The 16309-nt window shown below is 73.1% G+C and carries 9 protein-coding genes; all 9 read right to left on the reverse strand.

What is annotated here, in order from left to right:
- Nucleotides 1–44: 44 nt before the first annotated feature.
- The 9 genes from ACIGDI_RS19700 to eccCa all read right to left on the reverse strand — a co-directional run bounded on the left by ACIGDI_RS19700 (nucleotide 45) and on the right by eccCa (nucleotide 16076).
- Nucleotides 45–2279 carry a hypothetical protein gene (locus ACIGDI_RS19700; protein WP_399898121.1) on the reverse strand — a complete coding sequence of 745 codons (2235 nt, stop codon included), beginning with the start codon at nucleotides 2277–2279 and terminating at the stop codon, nucleotides 45–47.
- A gap of 48 nt (nucleotides 2280–2327) precedes the next feature.
- Nucleotides 2328–2954: a hypothetical protein gene (locus ACIGDI_RS19705; RefSeq protein WP_399898123.1), complete on the reverse strand. Its 627-nt coding sequence runs from the start codon at nucleotides 2952–2954 to the stop codon at nucleotides 2328–2330.
- Nucleotide 2955: 1 nt separating this feature from the next.
- Complete coding sequence (locus ACIGDI_RS19710; RefSeq protein WP_200698533.1) at nucleotides 2956–3246, reverse strand: WXG100 family type VII secretion target; 291 nt, start codon at nucleotides 3244–3246, stop codon at nucleotides 2956–2958.
- Nucleotides 3247–3279: 33 nt separating this feature from the next.
- Nucleotides 3280–3615 (reverse strand): WXG100 family type VII secretion target, encoded by a 336-nt coding sequence (locus tag ACIGDI_RS19715; protein WP_200698534.1) that lies wholly within the window; start codon nucleotides 3613–3615, stop codon nucleotides 3280–3282.
- 126 nt (nucleotides 3616–3741) lie between these two features.
- Nucleotides 3742–6945 carry a right-handed parallel beta-helix repeat-containing protein gene (locus ACIGDI_RS19720; protein ID WP_399898125.1) on the reverse strand — a complete coding sequence of 1068 codons (3204 nt, stop codon included), beginning with the start codon at nucleotides 6943–6945 and terminating at the stop codon, nucleotides 3742–3744.
- Complete coding sequence (locus ACIGDI_RS19725; protein ID WP_399898127.1) at nucleotides 6942–9314, reverse strand: hypothetical protein; 2373 nt, start codon at nucleotides 9312–9314, stop codon at nucleotides 6942–6944. The genes ACIGDI_RS19720 and ACIGDI_RS19725 overlap by 4 nt, the downstream gene beginning before the upstream one ends.
- Before the next feature lie 5 nt (nucleotides 9315–9319).
- Nucleotides 9320–10636: a type VII secretion protein EccB gene (gene eccB, locus ACIGDI_RS19730; RefSeq protein ID WP_399898129.1), complete on the reverse strand. Its 1317-nt coding sequence runs from the start codon at nucleotides 10634–10636 to the stop codon at nucleotides 9320–9322.
- Nucleotides 10637–10647: 11 nt separating this feature from the next.
- Nucleotides 10648–12045 (reverse strand): type VII secretion integral membrane protein EccD, encoded by a 1398-nt coding sequence (gene eccD, locus ACIGDI_RS19735; protein ID WP_399898131.1) that lies wholly within the window; start codon nucleotides 12043–12045, stop codon nucleotides 10648–10650.
- A complete protein-coding gene (eccCa, locus tag ACIGDI_RS19740; RefSeq protein ID WP_399898133.1) occupies nucleotides 12042–16076 on the reverse strand; it encodes a type VII secretion protein EccCa in 4035 nt (1344 codons plus the stop codon). Before eccCa ends, eccD begins: the two co-directional genes overlap by 4 nt.
- Between the last annotated feature and the right edge of the window lie 233 nt (nucleotides 16077–16309).

A 16309-nucleotide genomic window follows, 5' to 3' on the forward strand; every position in this document is an offset into this window, starting at 1 on the left:
AACCCCTCTCCTCTCGGACGGTGGTGGCGGAGGCGGACGGCAGGTCAGAAGGTGGCGGTGGAGTCGCCGGGGACGGTGCCCCAGGTGCTCTCGTCCTGGACCAGCAGGTCCGCGATGCCACGGACCGCCGGCTCCTCCTCCGGCTCCTCGGCCTCTTCGGACGCTTCGGGTTCCTCGGGCTCGGGTCCCCCGTCGCCGCAGAGCGCCATGGCGGGGACGCCCGCGTTCGCGCCGCTCGGCAGTGCCGAGGCGGCGCGGTCCGGTTGCCAGGTGGTGTACGGCTCGGACGCCTCGCCGTCGGCGTCCGTCCTCGCGTCCGTCTCCGCCTCGCCCGCACCGGGCAGGGCCCACAGCAGGGGGACGAACGCACCGGCTCCGGCCTCCCAGGCCGCGAAGTCCTCCTCGCCGTCGTCGGCCGTCGGCTGCCGGATCACGGAGCCGTCGTCCTGCGCGGGCAGCGGCGCTCCGTCGGAGCCGACGGCCATCGGGGCGGGCGCGGAGGTGGTGGCGCCGGTGACCGTCACGGTCTCGGGGGCCGCGGCCTCTTCGTCGGGTACCGGCCGCCCGCGCTCGCCGGCGGTGTCGGCCGTGCGGCCCGCGGTGGCGCGGGCCTGCGGTGCCGTCCCGTCGAACCCCGGCAGGTAGGGCACACCGGGCAGGGCCCCCGCGAGCGAGCCCACCTCGTCGCCGCCGTCCTCCGACTCGACGCTCCAGGGCTCGGCGCTGGCCTCGAACAGCCCGGAGGCGTCGCTGCGTTCGTTCGCGGCGTCCCGGCCCGCGCCCGTCGCACCGACCGCGCCCATACCCGGCATGAACGGCATCCCGGCGGTACCCAGACCCTCGCCACCCGCCGCCGCGCCCTCCTCCGAACCGACCTCGTCCACGGGGAGCTCCTCGCCCTCCCAGGGGTCTGCGCTCGCATCGAGCAGTCCGGACGCGTCCGTGGGCTCGGCCGTCGGACCGGCGCCGCCGGCCCCCGTACCGCCCATCCCCGGCATGTACGGCATCCCGGAGGACGTCGCCAGTTGCGCGGGCGAACCGGAGGCGAGGCCGTCGGTGAGGCCGCTGCCCAGGCCGTCGGTCAGACCGGCACCGACGCCCTCGTCGAGCCCGGTGTCGCCGAAGGCGGCCGGGTCGGCCGTGGACAGGCCGTCCAGGGCGGCCTCCTCGCCGGTCCCGAGCCCGCGGCCGCCCAGACCCGCAAGGCCGCCGAGCCCCGGGAAGGCAACGGGGTTGAGCGCGCTGTCGATGGCCGAAGGGTCGAACCCGTCGAGACCGGTGTCTCCGAAGCCGATCGGATCGAGGCCGGTGTCACCGAAGCCGGTGGGATCGAGGCCCGCGCCGTCCAGTCCGGACAGGTCGCCCGGGTAGGGCGTCGCGCCGCCGGAAGCGTCCAGGCCGGCGAGGTCCCCGACGCCGCCGATGCCGTCGCCCGGGCCCGTGGCGCCGTCGAGGCCGGTGTCGGGGAACCCTGAGAGATCCGAGAGGTTCCCGGTGCCGCCGATGCCGTCGCCGATCCCGTCGTTCGACCCGTCGGGGCCGGAATTCAGGTCGGGGAAATTGTCGTTGTTGCCGGTGTCGTCCGGCCCGTTGGGGTTGTTCGTCGGCGAGGTCACGGGGGTGGGGTTGATGATCGCGTCGGTCGTGACCTGATAGGAGTGCGCGAGGTTCTTCAGTACGGCGCGCATGTCCTCGGTCATCATCGCGACCAGTTCGGGCTTCTGGCTGATGGGGATGAGTCCGTCGGACATCGGGGTGACGCCCATCGCTCGCGCCTGGTCGGCATACCAGACGTCGATCTCCGCGAGCTTGTTCTGCGCGCTCTGGAAGGAGATGGCGTTGTTGGCGAGTTGGTGGGGAATGGAGTGGTCGCCGGTCGAACCCCCGGACAGGACGTCGGCGTTGGCCTTCACCTGGCGGGAGAAGTTGTTCATCATGTCGAGGAAGGCGTCCGCCGCGCTGCCGCCCCACGGCCCGTTGTCGCCCGCGAGCGCCTTGGCCTGGTCGACCAGGCTCTTCGTGACGCCCTCCAGGGTCCGCTGGACGTGGAAGAAGGCGTTGGCGGCGTCCAGCAGCGACTGCGGGTTGGCGATGGACCGGGCGTGGGCGATGTTGGCGTCGGTCGCGACTCCGGAGGACATCCCGTAGACGGCCGCCTTGATCTGCTTCCAGTCCCAGTTGTCGTAGTCGGTGACGGTTCCGTCCGACGACGCGTCGGGGTTGCCGAAGATGGCCCCGTCGCTCCCCTGGTGGAAGCCGCCGCTGTTGTAGTCCGGCACTCTCGCCCTTCCATGAAGCCGGCGTTCCGACGCCCGCCCGATCCGCGCCTAGGCGTGCGTGGTGTTCGTGTTCGTGTTGTTGGTGCTGGTATTGCCGCTGCCGGTGGGGGTCATGGCGCTGCCGCCGTTGGACGTCATCATCGTGTTGAAGTCGGCGGTGGTCGTCGTGAAGGCATCCGCGAGGTCGCTCGCGGTCATGTTGTTGGCCTCCTCGGTCGTGCCGTACTTCCGGCTCAGCGCCTGCACGCCGTCCCGGAGGTCGGTCAGGCCGCGGATCAGCGCCGAGAGGGCGTCGCCGTAACTCTTCTTCAGACCGCCGTCCGCGTTCGCGCCGTTCACCGTCGCGCGCATCTTGTTGGCGTGGTAGAACGCGCCCGGCGCGACGGCCACGTCGTTCAGAGCGGTGGCGACATTGCGCACCGGCTGGATCAGCAGGTCGATGTTGGAGGCGAACAGGTCCATCGACGGCGTGCTGATCGAGGTGCCGTTGTGCCCGTCGCCGCCGGGCACCGGCGGGGGCACGAAGGGATGCAGGTCGCTGAGGATGCCCGGGACGTGCAGGACGTCGGTGCCACCGTGGTAGTGGTGGTCCCCGGTGGACGTGGTGGACGTGGTGGAGCTGTTGTTGCTGCTGCCGTTGTCGTTGTTGTTCTGGGCGCTGATGCCGTCCGTCATGTCACTGGTCCCAGAGGCTCACGCCGTGCCGTTCGCCCGCGTAGTAGGACTCGTTGATCTGGCCGAGGGCATTGGTGGCGTTCTGGGCCTGGGTCACCATGTCGGCAGCGGCGGCGTCCCACTTGGCCTTCGCCACGTCGTAGGTGGCGCGGGCGTCGCTGGTCCACTCGCTCAGGTGCACCTTGGCGCTGTCGTCCAGCTCGGTCAGCGCCGCCTGGATCTTCCCACTGATCGCGGTCATCTCACCGACCACGTACTCGACCTGGTTCATGTTGACGGTGTACGTAGGCATGGATCGCTCCTCGTGTGGTGTGGTGACGGACGGTCAGAAGCCGGGCAGCGGACTGGACATGCTCTTGTGAAGCTGGTTCGCCACGTCGCTGGTGTTGTGGTGCGTGGTGTCGTAGCTCCCGGTGTTGGCCTGGAGCTTCTGCAGCATCAGATCCAGCTGCTGCTTCACCGTGCCGAAGTCGGTGAGCCAGGTGTCCATGGCGCTCTGGAAGGTGGTGGAGGCGTCACCGGTCCAGCTGGCGCGCAGCGCCTCGATCTGGCTCTGCATCTGGGTGTACGTGTTGTTGACCTCGTCCAGGGCGGTCTGGAAACTGCCCTGGGCAATGCGCATGCCCGAGGTGTCCACCGATGTGTTCGTGTTGCCGGCCATGGCCGCTCCTCTCGTGGCGAGTGATTCGTGATCGTCGTTCGTGATGGTGTCCCGGGCCGGGGTTCGCCGGGCGCCGGACGGCGGGCTTGCTGCCCGACCGGCCGCCGATCCGTGCCCGTTCGCTCATCAGGAGGCCACCAGTGCGTCGTGCAGCGGGAGTTCGTCGGCGAGGTCTCCCGGGGCGAGTACGGGGCCGCTCGCGCGGGCGGCGATGCGGTCGGCCAGTCGGTGGGCGCCATGGGCGCCGTGGGATGGGTCCTGGCAGGCGAGCACCGCGCGGACGTCGTCGGGTATGTCGAAGCCCAGGACCGTCAGCCGTCTCCGGGTCAGTTCGGCGAGCCCCGCGCCGGTCCAGGCGGGCAGTCGCAGGTAGTCGGCGAAGGAGGCGGCCAGGTCGGTGCGAGTGCCCAGCAGTTCCATGAGCCGCGGGGCACTTCCCGACAACGCGAGCACGGCGCCGTCCACATCGCGCGCCGCACTGTGAGCGGTCAACGCGTCGAGGACCGCGCGGCGTTCGGTGTCCGGACGGGACTCGAAGGCCGGGTCGGCCTCCACCAACAGCAGCCCTCCTGACGCGCTTCGGAAGGCGTCGGCGAGAAACGTGTGCGGCTGGGGCTCCCAGCGGGCCGGGACGGTGGAGAGCGGCACGTGGGTGAGTCCGCCGGAGGGGATGAGGCCGAGTTCCGCGAGAGTCCTGCCGTAGGCGGTGGCCACGGCGCGGCGACCGCTGCCGGGCGGGCCCTCCAGGACGACGTCGGCGAGCCCGGCGGTGCCCTGGCCCAGCCGGACCAGGGTCTCCAGGCGCGCCACGAGTGCGTCGGTCACCGGGCGCAGTCCGCTGAGGGCCGCGAGGTGACGGAGGGCCGAGGTGGGGAGCGCGGCGGGCTCGGGGCCGGCGGGAGGCACCGGTGAGGGTGGGGCGGGTGGGGGCACCGCGGAAGGACGATCGTGCACCGCCTCTCGCCCCCGGACCGTCCCCTGGGGTTCCGGCTCAGGACGTCGGGTCGCGGCCGTGCCGATGTCCGAAACGGCCGGGGATGGTGAGGAGTTGACCGAGGCCGCCGCGGGCTGTTGCGGCGCAGGCGTGATGTCGGCGGCTGTCAGCAGGCTCAGTTCGCTGTCGTGTCCCGGCGGGTGCAGGGCGAGCCGGGAGGCCTGGGTGCTGATCATCGTTTCGAAGACCTGCCGGGCGACACGGCCGTTGCCGAAGGTCGGGCCCTTGGGCACGTCCTCGAACCAGCGGCTGAGCGCGTCCACCGCGCCGTCGGACAGCTCGTAGTAGTGCTTGGCGCACAGGCCCCTGACGATGGTGACCAGTTCCTCCGGCTCGTAGTTGGGGAACTCGACCGTGCGGGCGAAACGGGAGGCCATGCCCGGGTTGGAGGCGAGGAAGCGGTCCATGTGCTCGGAGTAGCCGGCCGCGATGACGACGATCTCGTCGCGATGGTCCTCCATGAGTTTCATCAGGGTCTCCACCGCCTCCTGGCCGAAGTCGGGGCCGGTGCCGCGCGACTGGTTGGTCAGGGTGTAGGCCTCGTCGATGAAGAGCACCCCGCCCAGCGCCCGGTTGAAGACCTCCGTGGTCTTGATGGCGGTCCCGCCGATGATCTGGGCGACCAGGTCGGCGCGGGCCACCTCCACGATGTGGCCCTGGGTGAGGATGCCGAGTTCGGCGAGCACCGCCCCGTACAGCCTGGCCACGGTGGTCTTGCCGGTGCCCGGCGGGCCGGCGAAGACCAGGTGCCGGCTGATCGGCGGCATGGGCAGGCCCATCTCGGTACGCCGCCGCGCCATCTTGTTGAGGTTGATCAGCCCGGTGACCTCGTGCTTGACACTCTCCAGCCCGACCAGCGCCTCCAGTTCGGCCAGCGGCCCGGAACCGGTCCCCGTCGCGGCGGCTCTGTGCCCGGACGGGTCATCGTCCTCTCGTGCCTCGTCGCGGCCCTGCTCCGCCGGGTCGTCGCCCGCGTCGTCCTGGACCACGCAGTTGGCGAGGTCGGTGAGGGCGCCGTCGTGGGCGTTGACGCCCCGTCCGTGCGCACCGCTCATCCGGCATCCGACGGCCGTGAGGGAGCCGCCCGCCAGGACCTGCACGGCATCCCCGGGCGAGTCGGCGAACTCGCTGTCGTGTGCCGTCAGTTCGGCGTCCTCACCGACGATCGTCCGGCACCCGCGCAGCACGGAACCCGCGACGAATGCGCTCGCCGACCCGGCGAGCCACAGACCGTGTCCGCCGCCGTCCATGCCGATCCGGGCGTCTCGTACGGACAGCCGGGCACCGCCTTGCGCCCTGATCGCGGCGCCTTCGGCGCCGTTGACGACGAGCCGCTCCAGCTCGGCGGTACCCGAGTCGTCGGCCTGCACGGCGGCGGTTGCGGAGTCCTTGACGACCAGTCCAGCCACCGTGACGACCGTCGCCGCGCCGGTGACGTGGAGCCCGACCGGGGCGCCGGTGATCTCGCAGTCCTCCAGGCGAGGCCGCGCGCCCCCGGCGACGTGGACACCGGTGCCCGCCGCGGCGGTGACCGTGCAGTCCCGCAGACGCGGGCTGGCGCCCTCGGCGATGTGCACGGACTGGCCGCCCGAACCCGAGAAGGCGCACGTGGTGAGGGTGGTCTCGCCCCGGCTGGTGAGGTAGGCGTCCAGGGCGGTGCTGCCGGTCACCGTGACCTTCAGCAGGGCGGCGCGCGCCTCCTGCTCCACGGCGACGGCCGGCTTGCCGCTGCCGGTGATCGTGGTGCTCTCGACGGTCGCGGAGGCGGCACCGTTGACGCAGACACCGTTGCCCCGGGGACGGCTCAGCCGGCAGTCCCGGATGTCGAGGCGGCCGTGCTCGGCGACCACGACCGCGGAGGACCCTGCTTCGGAGACCTCCGTGTCGGCCAGGACGTTGGCGCCGCGCGAGGTGACGACGACGCCCGCGCCGTGCGGGTTGGTCACCTGGCAGCCGCGGGCGGCAAGGGTGCCCTCGTTCCAGGCCAGTACGGCCGTCCAGGCCTCCCCCTCGATCCGGCAGCCGTCCAGCGCCGACTGCCCGCGCCGCAGGTCGAGGACCGGGGCGTCGCGGTCCGCGCCCGACAAAACGAGCCCGGACAGTTGGACGGCCTCCGCGTCCACCACGACCGTGCTCCCCGAGGACGCGTGCACCCGTACGGTCCCGTCGCCCCTCTCGGCGGCCAGGCTGACGGGTCTGACGATGTCCAGGGACTCCTCGTACCGGCCCGGGCCGATGGTGATCAGCGCCCCCTCAGCGGCCTCGGCCAGTGCGCCGGCGATCGTACGGTGGGCACCCGGCCGGTCCGGGGAGACCATCAGGACCTGCCTGCTCACGGCTTGGCTCCTTCTGTGACGACCGCACGGGGGGTCACGATCAGTCCGGGCGGGTCGGCGTTCTCGGCGGCGGCGTCGGTGCCGGCCCGCTCCAGGGCGTCAAGGATCTTCTCCAGCCCCTTCACCGCGATCTCGTCGAGCTTCGCCCGCTGCGTATCGGTGCGGCCGTGCTCGCCGGTCTCCGACGGCGACAACTCCCGCAGCAGTACGACGGATTCGTCGGCGCGCAGCACCGTGAAGACGGTGCCGGGCAGGAACACCACCCGGTCGGGCACGGCGGGGTCCAGCGAACTGGTGCGGCGCGCGGTCATCGACCAGATCAGGACGTCCAGCGCGTCGCTGCCGCGAGGACCCGGGTGCAGGGCCGTACGGGCGTGGCAGAAGGCCCACTCGGTGACCGGTCTGCCCGGGCGGTACCAGGAGCGTTCCGCCTGGGTGAGCCGCGTGCGCAGCAGGGCCGGCCCGCGATAGGAGGGCAGGCGGCGCAGTCCCGCGGTCACGCAGCGGGCCAGCGGCACGTGCGGTCCGGCCGTGGCCGCGCGCACGGCGGCGTCGGCCCGACGGCTGTCGCCGGACAGGTACAGGCGGACGGCGACCAGTTCGGTCAGCGCGTCGGCCGCCTCGGCCCTGGACCGGCCGCGCAGGCCCGGCGATTCGGACATCACCCGTGAGACGGAGCCGGCCACGGCGTTGAACTGCTCGCTGAACGTGCGGCGCACCCAGTCCCGCTCCTGCGCGATGCCGCGCTCCGGAGGCAGGGCGCAGGCCGACGCCTTCGGGACGGGTTGCACTCGTACCCCGACGGGTGCCGAGGGCGCTCCGGCGCTGTCCGCGTCCCGGGCCGAGGAGCCGGCTGCCGACAAGCCCGGGTCCGGCGCCGGGATCGTTTCCACCGTCCCCGGCCCAGGTGCGGCGGACTCCAGCCGAAATCGGGGCGCGGGGGCCCGCACGAGGGGTCGCGCCGACGGCGGCCCGGGGGTGTGGTGAGGGCTCGGATGGAGGTCAGGGACGGCGGTGTGGTGAGGACCTGGATCGAGGTCAGGGGCGGCCGTGTGCTGGGGGGCGGGATCGGCGGAGACCGGAGTACTCGTCGAAGCAGGGGCCGCCTGCGGGTCTGGGTCGGCCGCGTTGCCGCCCTCCTCCACTGTGACCGTCGACGGCACGTCCGTGGCTGCGGCGGTGCGCGCCTCGGAAAGGCCTGCCGCATGCTCCTCGTGCCGCCCGGCGCCGAGGCTGCCGGGCGCGGGCACAGTCGGCGTCGAGACGACGGGCGTCAAGGCCCTCGGGGTGAGTGTCGGGCCTCCCTCAACGGCGTGAGCCTGCGCACCGGACTCGGCCGGGGCGGCACCCACCGCTGATTCTGTCCGGATGTGGGGCCGGGACGGTTCGGCGACGGAGGCGCCACCCAGACCGAACGGCTCACTCACCGGCACGGGTACCGGCGCCGCTTCACTCGCCGTCAGCGTGACCGATACGACGTCGGGTGCCGTGACTTCGCCGAGCGGCACATGTGTCGGCGGTGCCGAGGACGGCCTCAGTGCACCCGGCGCCGGCACGTAAGTCGTCGCGCCGGACTGGCGGTTCAGGCCCACGGACAGGACGACCTCATGGTCGAGGGCGTCGGCGAGGGCCTGGCCGGGTGCGAGGTCGCCGGGGGCGTCCAGGGTGCCGTACACCACGAAGCGGACGGCGGCGCGGGCGCCGGGGAGCACCGTCTGCCAATAGGCGGCCACGTCGTCGAGAGGCAGGGGTGGGGTGCCGGGGCTGCCGAGGACGACCTTCAGGAGGTGGATGTCGGTGGACGCCGCCTCGACCTCGCGCCGGTGGTGGGCGGCGAGCGGGTCGCGGTCGGCGTGGTGCAGCCATACGCCGGCCGGGACGGGCCGTACGACGGTGTCCGCGCCGACCGGCCGGGTACGGGTCGGCACGGAGAACCCCCAGTCCGGCTTGGGGAAGCGCTGTGACTCCGGCTCGGGGTCGCGGTCCGGCCGGAACCGCAGCCAGGCGGCACCCTCGTCGCCGGGCACGAACAGCCCTCCGCCGGCGGTCGGGACGATGGTGCCGTCGGGGGCGAGCACCTCGCGTCCGAGCCGCCCGGCGATCAGACGGGCCGCCGTACGGATGTCGTCGCCGCTGCCGCGGCCGAAGACGAGCCGCAGGTCGCCGTAGCGGGCGGGCGACAGCAGTCGGGCCACCGCCTGCCACTGGGCGGCGAGGACGTCGGCGGGCAGGTCCACCACGACGAGGGTGCGCCGGGGGTCCTCGGCGAGCCCTCCGGCGAAGGCGGCTGCCCGGTCGTCGAAGCGGCCCTTGGGGTGGATCAGCAGGACGTTCCCGACGGGCGTCGACCGCAGGCGCAGCCCTCCCATAGGGCTCATCCCTTCGCCGCCGCGGTACGGCTGAGTACCGGGCCGTCGGGGACGAGGGCGAGGACGCCCGCGGGAAGGGTCAGTCGGCGCCTGCTCGTGTCGAATCCGAGGGCGCGCGCGGCGGCTTCGTCGGCGATCCGGTACTTCAGGCCCTGTTCGGTGATCAGGTACTCGGTTCTGCCGCCGCCCGGTACGGCCAGGACGCCTCCTCCCGGCAGCAGGACGATCCCGCCGCGGCCGGGGGCCCCGACGGTGATGCGGGCCCGGCCGCCGGTGGACGTCACGCATACGGTGTCGCCGTCCAGGGCGCGGACGGCGGACAGGTCGGGGACACGGCCGGTCGAGCGGTCGGCCGAGACCGGGGCGGCCGCGATGTCCGTCTGCCCGACCTGCCGTGGCGCGGGTGCGCCGGGACGGGCTGCCAGCAGGGCGTATTCGGTGGCGTTGACGAGGGCGAGCCCGTCGGAACGCATCAGGTAGTAGTGCTCGGTGGTGCCGGTGCTGGTGCGGAACACCTCGCCGACCACGGCGCTGTGGCCGGCGACCTCACCGGCGGGCTTTCCGGCGTCGGCCGGGGTCGGCGCGGCGAGGGCGGCGCCGGTGGGCAGGTCGGCCAGCCAGTCGGCGGTGGCGTGCAGGGCCGCCTGGTCGTCCAGTCCGAGGGCGACGAGCGTCGCGTCGCCGGGGACCGGGTACTTGACGCCGCGCAGCAGCAGGTAGCGCACGCCCTTGGGACCGGTGAGCAGCACCTGCCGGTCGTCGGGCAGCGGGGCGAGCCGGGCGGCGCGGCTGCCGAAGACCAGGGTCTGCCCCGCCGCGGCGGCGGCCTTTCCTGCCGTCCCCTTGCCCGTCGGCCCCGCTCCCGCCAGGCAGCGTGCCCAGGCGCCGACGGCCAGTGCGGAGGCCTCGGGCACGGTGTCCGGGGCACCCTCGATGCCGACCGGTGTGCTGTGCGGGACGCCGGCCAGGGACTTGGCGGACACCGTCTCGGGCTTGGTCCGCTCGCCCGCGATGAGCAGCGCGGAGGCGTAGTTGCGGATCGGGCGGAGTACACCGTCGGCGTAGACGTAGCGGGTGCCGGTGTCCTCCTCCAGGACCACGGCGCCGTCCTTGCGCCAATCGTCCTTGGCCACGGGCGAGATCAGCCCGTACACGCCGAACCCGGCGCACAGCAGCACCACCAGGCCCACTCCGAAGACGGAGCCGAGGGCGGACCGTCGGGTGGGGCTGTCACCCCGGCCGGGGTCTCCGCTGACCAGGGCGGAGGCGAGGCGGCCCATCGCGAACTGGTAGGCCTGTACGTGATCGCGTCGCGTCTGCATGCGAGTCGCCCCTAGCCCGCGAGGCCGCGGAAGTACGCGTACGCGTGGAGCACCTGGAGCAGCAGCGGCAGCAGGGTGATGGCCGTGACGGTCTCCAGGAGGTCGCCGAGGTGCCCCCACACCGGCAGCAGCCGAGCGCGCGGCAGTCGCCAGGCGCCCACGAGCAGCGCCGACGCGGCGGCCAGCAGGATCGCGAGTACGGCGGCCCTGCCGAGGAAGCCGGTGGGCGCGACGCGCACGACGAGCACGAGGCCCAGGCCGTAGGCGCCGGCGACCACGGCCGGAACGCGCTGCAGGGTGCCGTTGCCGGCGCGCGCACGCAGCAGGACGGCGAGGCTGAGGGCGAGGGGAAGTACCCAGCCCGGCCAGCCCTTCTCACGGTCGACGAGCAGCCAGAGCGCGACCGCCCACACCAGCGCGGAGGACACGCTGATGATGTCGAGGCAGGCGGTGGCGACGGCGACCCGGCGGGTCACCGCCGTCCCGGGTTCGGGCTCGATGTCCAGTTGGAGTTCCTCGGCGTCGTGCGGCAGTCGGGGCACGCGCAGCCGGGCGGTGCGCAGGGCGAGTCGTGGGGCGAGGTGCCCGAGCACGAACAGGGCGACCGCGACGGCCGAGGCGGCTTGGAAGCCGTGCAGACCGGCGCCCTCGGCGAGGCCCGCTCCGGCCGCGGCGGCGACCGCCGTGAGCAGGACGGTTCCCGGCACCACCAGGGGCAGCGCGTCCAGCGCGAGCAGTACGCCGGCCAGCGCGAGCACGAAGACGGCGCCGACGAGCACCCCGGTGAGGCCGGGGGCGAATCCGCCGGAGGGGTTGTGGGGCAGGGTGGTCCCGGCCAGGGCGGCGAAGCCGAACGAACCGACCCCGGCGACCAGGACGCTGCCCCGGTCGGCGCGCATACGGCCGCCCGCGGCGCACCCGGCGGCCAGTACCAGTGCGAGGGCGGCGGCGACGGCCGCGGTGCGGGGGCCCGGTCCCGCACCGAGCAGCGCGGCGGCCAGGGCGACCAGGGTCAGGCAGGCCAGCGTCAGGGACAGGCCGCGGGTGAGTTCGGGCCGCCAGCGGCCGGGTCCGGCGCCGACGGCGTGGGCGACGCCGTCGGCCATGTCGTCGAAGTGCAGGGCCGGCAGGGCCGCGTCGGCGGGCCGCAGGTGCAGCACGTCGCCCTCGCGCAGTCCGGCGCTCTCGACGGTCCACGCGGGATCGAGGGGCTCCTCGCCGAGCCGCTGCAGTACCCAGCGGGCGTCCTGCGGTGCGGCACCCACGGCGGCGTGGGACAGCAGGACCACCAGAAGGTCGGAGACGGTGGTGGTGACGGGGACGGCGAGGTCGGCGCGTCCGTCCGGTGCCTCGACGGTGAGGCGGCAGACCTCGGTGGCCCGGGCGGGAGCGGGTGCGGCGTTGGTCATGGTGTTCCTGTGGGGGCGGAGGCGGCCGGCACCAGGCCGGTCTGGACGAGCCTGAGGGTGCGTCGGGTGACGAGCTGGGCGCGGCCGGCGGGCAGGGTGCGCGGCTTGGCCTCGCCGATGAACTTGCCCTCCTCCTTGGGGTAGGAGAACAGCAGCGCGGGGTTGCCCAGTTCCCACATGCGGCGGATCAGCGGGTCCATGACGGACCGCATGGCTCCGGAGGTGGAACGGGCGACGACGAGGTGCAGTCCGATGTGGGCGCCCTGGGCCAGCAGCGGCACCAGCGGCATCATCGGCGAGGGTGTGCCGGGCGCTCCGGTGAACAGGTCGTAGTCGTCGACGAGGACGAACAGCAGCGGCCCGGTCCACCAGTCCCGCTTCTCCAGCTGTTCGGGGCTGACGTCGGCGCCGGGCTGCCGCTTGGCCACCGACACGGCGGCGCTGTCGGCGAGTCTGCCGAGCGCGTCGTTGTCGACGACGTAGCCGACCCGGTAATCCTCCGGCACGTCCTTGAGGAGCCCGCGCCCGGGGTCGGCCAGGAGGATCTTGGCCTCCTCCGGGCGGTAGCGGGCGGTGATGGCGCGGATGGCCAGCCGCAGGGCGTTGGTCTTGCCGGTCTCGCCGTCGCCGAAGACCAGCAGGTGCGGGGTGGCGCCGAAGTCGTGCCAGACGGGTGCGAGGCGCTGTTCGTCCCAGCCGAGGCAGAAGCTCAGGTCTCGCGTGTCGGCGGGGGCCGGCAGCCGGCGGGCGTCCAGCCGGGTCGGCAGCAGGCGTACTCCGGGCGCCCGGGAACCGGTCCAGAAGGTGTCGATCTCGGCGACCGCCGCCTTGGTGGCGGCGGTGAGGTCGTCGGTGCGCGAGGAGCTGTCGAGGCGGGGCAGCGCGGACAGGAAGTGATGGCCGGAGGAGGTCAGACCGCGGCCCGGCCGGTGCGGGACACCGGCAGCGGCGCGGGATCCGACCTCGGACTCCATGGAGTCGCCGAGACGGAGTTCGAGTTTCGTGCCGAGCATGTCCCGCAGTCGGGGGCGCACTTCGGACCAGCGGACCGCGGAGGCGACCACGTGCAGTCCGAACGACAGCCCGCGGGCGGCGAGTTCCATGATCCGCTGCTCCAGGTCGTCGAAGTCCTGACGGAGCGTGGCCCAGCCGTCGACGACGAGGAAAACGTCACCGAACGGGTCGTCGAGGGTGCCGTCGGCGATCTGCGCCCGGTAGGCGGCCATCGATTCGAGTCCGCGCGAGGTGAACAACTGCTCCCGCTGTTCGAGCAGTTGGGAGAGCTCTTCCACGGTGCGCAGCACCTTGTCGCGCTCCAGCCGGGTGGCCACCGAGCCGACATGGGGCAGCCCGGCGACGGAGACGAGGCCGCCGCCGCCGAAGTCCAGGCAGTAGAACTGGACTTCTCGGGGTGTGTGGGTCAGCGCCAGGGACAGCATCAGGGTGCGCAGCAGCGTCGACTTGCCGGTCTGGGGCGCGCCGACCAGCCCGATGTGCCCTTCGGCGCCGGACAGGTCCGCCACGAGCAGTTCACGCAGTTGCTCGAAGGGGCGGTCGACCATACCGAGCGGGACGCGGAGTGCGCCCTGGACGCGGGGGTCGGCGGCTCCCATGCCGCGGTCCGGGTCGGGCACGATGCCGGGAAGCAGCTGGTCGAGGGCCGGCGACTCCGACAGCGGGGACAGCCAGACCTGACGGGCGGGCGGGCCGCTGTCCTGCAGACGGGAGACGAAGACCTCCAGCAGGCTGTCCTCGCTGCCGTCGCCGCCGTCGTCCTCGGCCTCCGACGCGACGGTGTTCTGGTCGCGCAGAGCCTCCTCGGCGAGGGAGACCAGGTGGGCACCCTCCTCCTCGGCGCCGGTCGGCACGGACGGGCCCTGGCGGTCCAGGCCGAAGACGGTCACCTCGCGGACCGCGCCGGCAGGGCGGTCGGTCTCCTCGGGGCCCGGTGCGGTGGGCGCGGGACCGGAGACGTAGGCGGCCTTGAACCGGACGAGGTTGGTGGTGTCCACCTTCAGGTAGCCGTTGCCGGGCGCGGAGGGCAGTTCGTACGCGCTGGTGGTGCCGATGACGCTGCGCGACTCCATCGAGGAGAAGGTGCGCAGCGCGATCCGGTACGACAGGTGGCCTTCGACGCGGTGGATACGCGATTCGTCCAGGCGCTGGGAGGCGAGCAGCAGATGGACGCCGAGGCTGCGCCCGAGCCGCCCGATGGAGACGAACAGTTCGACGAACTCCGGCTTGCTGGCGAGCAGTTCGGAGAACTCGTCGACGATGATCAGCAGCGACGGCAAGGGGGCCAGGGTGCCCGTGCCCGCGGCGCGTGCCTTCTCGTACTCGTACAGCGAGGCGTATCCGGCTTCCCGCAGCAGTTCCTGACGGCGGATCATCTCGCCGTTGATGGAGTCCCGCATGCGGTCGACGAGGTGGAGTTCCTCGGCGAGGTTGGTGATGACGGCGGAGGTGTGCGGCAGCCGGTCCATGTTGAGGAAGGTGGCACCGCCCTTGAAGTCCACCAGGACCAGGTTGAGGATCTCGGAGGAGTGGGTGGCGGCCAGGCCCGTCACCAGGGTGCGCAGCAGTTCGCTCTTGCCGGAGCCCGTCGCGCCGATCAGCAGCCCGTGCGGGCCCATGCCGCCCTGCGCGGACTCCTTGAGGTCGAGTTCCACGATCTCGCCGTCCTCGGTGACCCCGACGGGCACCTTCAGACGGGCCTCCAGTACCTGGCGCGGGCGCCACTTCGCCGGGACGTCGAAGGCGCGTACGTCACGGATGCCGAGCATGGTGGCCAGGTCGAAGTCCGACTCGAGCGGGCGGTCCACGAGGTCGACGCCGCCCGCGGTGCGCATGGGGGCGAGCGCGCGGACCAGGGCCTCGGCCTCGACGCGGCCGAGCCGGTCGGCGCGGCCGCTGACGCTCTCCTCCCCCTGCGGGAAAGTGACTGTGCCGGCGCGCACGGTGAGCCGCAGCACCTTGGGGCCGCCGGGCACCGCGCCGGTGAGGTCGAGCAGCACCAGACCTCGGATGCCGGCGCCCGTCAACCGCGAGGTCTCCGGCAGCCGTACGCCCTGGGCGACGACGACCGTGAACGGCTCGGCGACACTGGGCGCGGCGGAGGCGTCGTGATCGGGGCGGTCGCGCACGTCCGGGCCGAGCAGGTCGAGCAGTGCGTCGTGGTCGCCCGCCGCGAGGCGCACGGGGCCGGCAGGGTCCTCCTGGGTGGGATGGGCGTTGTGCGGCAGCCACTTCAGCCAGTCCCACTCGCGCCGTGCGGCCTCGTCGCCCAGGACGGCGACACGCAGTTCGTCCGGGGAGTGGAAGACCACCAGCTGCCCCAGCAGCGCCCGGGCCAGGGCCAGCGCGTCCTCGGTGTCGCCGGTGAACTCGACGCTGGTGAAGCGGCGCAGGGACACGGGCACCGGCAGCAGGGGCACGGTCTGGTGGGCCTTGGTGAACCGGCGCAGCGAGATCGCGCACAGCGGTTCGAGGTCCTCGACCGGCTTGGTCTGCGGCGGCAGGAACTCCAGCGCGGCGCGGCGGGTCGCGAGAGCGATGCGGACGCGGCCGAAGTCGTCGTGTCCGGGCCTGCGTTCCCACAGCCGGGGGCCGCCGGCGAGCGCCCACAGGTCGGCAGTGTCCGGGTTGTCCCACAGCAGCGCGGTCCGCTGGGCCTCGGCGGCCTGCCGGGCCTGCGTGCGCTTCTGCCCCAGATAGCGCAGGTAGTCGCGCCGCTCGGCCCGCATGCGGCGGCGGCGTTCCGCGCCGGGCCGGCCGATCTGGGTCAGCGTCATGCTGATCATGGCGACGCCCATCATCCCGGTCATCATGTACGTGGACAGGCCGCCGCTGCCGACCGAGTACATCAGCACCATCGCCCCGGCCCCCAGGCCCATCGGCAGGTACGTCATGACGGAGCCGAAGTCGGCGGTGGCGGGTTCGCCGAGGACCGGAGGCTCCGCCAGTTCGACCTGCCCCTCGGGCATCGGCGGCCCTTCGGCACGGGACGAGCGCTTCGCGATGACCGTGCTCAACCTGCTCTCTTCCTCTGCGTCGCCGGGGCTGAAGCTGCCGCCCGAGCCTAGGCAGCGGTCCACTCCCCTCCCGCGCCGCACAGCGGATGTCTGTCCCGGCGGACAGCGAAGCCTGGCCGGACGGGCAATCTCGCCAAGTACACGCCAAGTCAGCGCCAAGACGGTCGGGTGATGCTCCTCGCGCGCCGCCCACGCCGGGACCCGACGTCGTGACGACGGCCGGGCCGGCCAGG

The organism is Streptomyces sp. NPDC085900 (assembly GCF_044540925.1).
GTDB classification, from domain to species: Bacteria; Actinomycetota; Actinomycetes; order Streptomycetales; family Streptomycetaceae; genus Streptomyces; species Streptomyces gilvifuscus.

Bases quoted from the DNA above. Each gene is read 5' to 3' on its own strand.
- ACIGDI_RS19705 (WP_399898123.1), bottom strand. From the start codon at position 2,954: ATGACGGACGGCATCAGCGCCCAGAACAACAACGACAACGGCAGCAGC.
- ACIGDI_RS19710 (WP_200698533.1), bottom strand. From the start codon at position 3,246: ATGCCTACGTACACCGTCAACATGAACCAGGTCGAGTACGTGGTCGGT.
- ACIGDI_RS19715 (WP_200698534.1), bottom strand. From the start codon at position 3,615: ATGGCCGGCAACACGAACACATCGGTGGACACCTCGGGCATGCGCATT.
- ACIGDI_RS19725 (WP_399898127.1), bottom strand. From the start codon at position 9,314: ATGGGAGGGCTGCGCCTGCGGTCGACGCCCGTCGGGAACGTCCTGCTG.
- eccB (WP_399898129.1), bottom strand. From the start codon at position 10,636: ATGCAGACGCGACGCGATCACGTACAGGCCTACCAGTTCGCGATGGGC.
- eccD (WP_399898131.1), bottom strand. From the start codon at position 12,045: ATGACCAACGCCGCACCCGCTCCCGCCCGGGCCACCGAGGTCTGCCGC.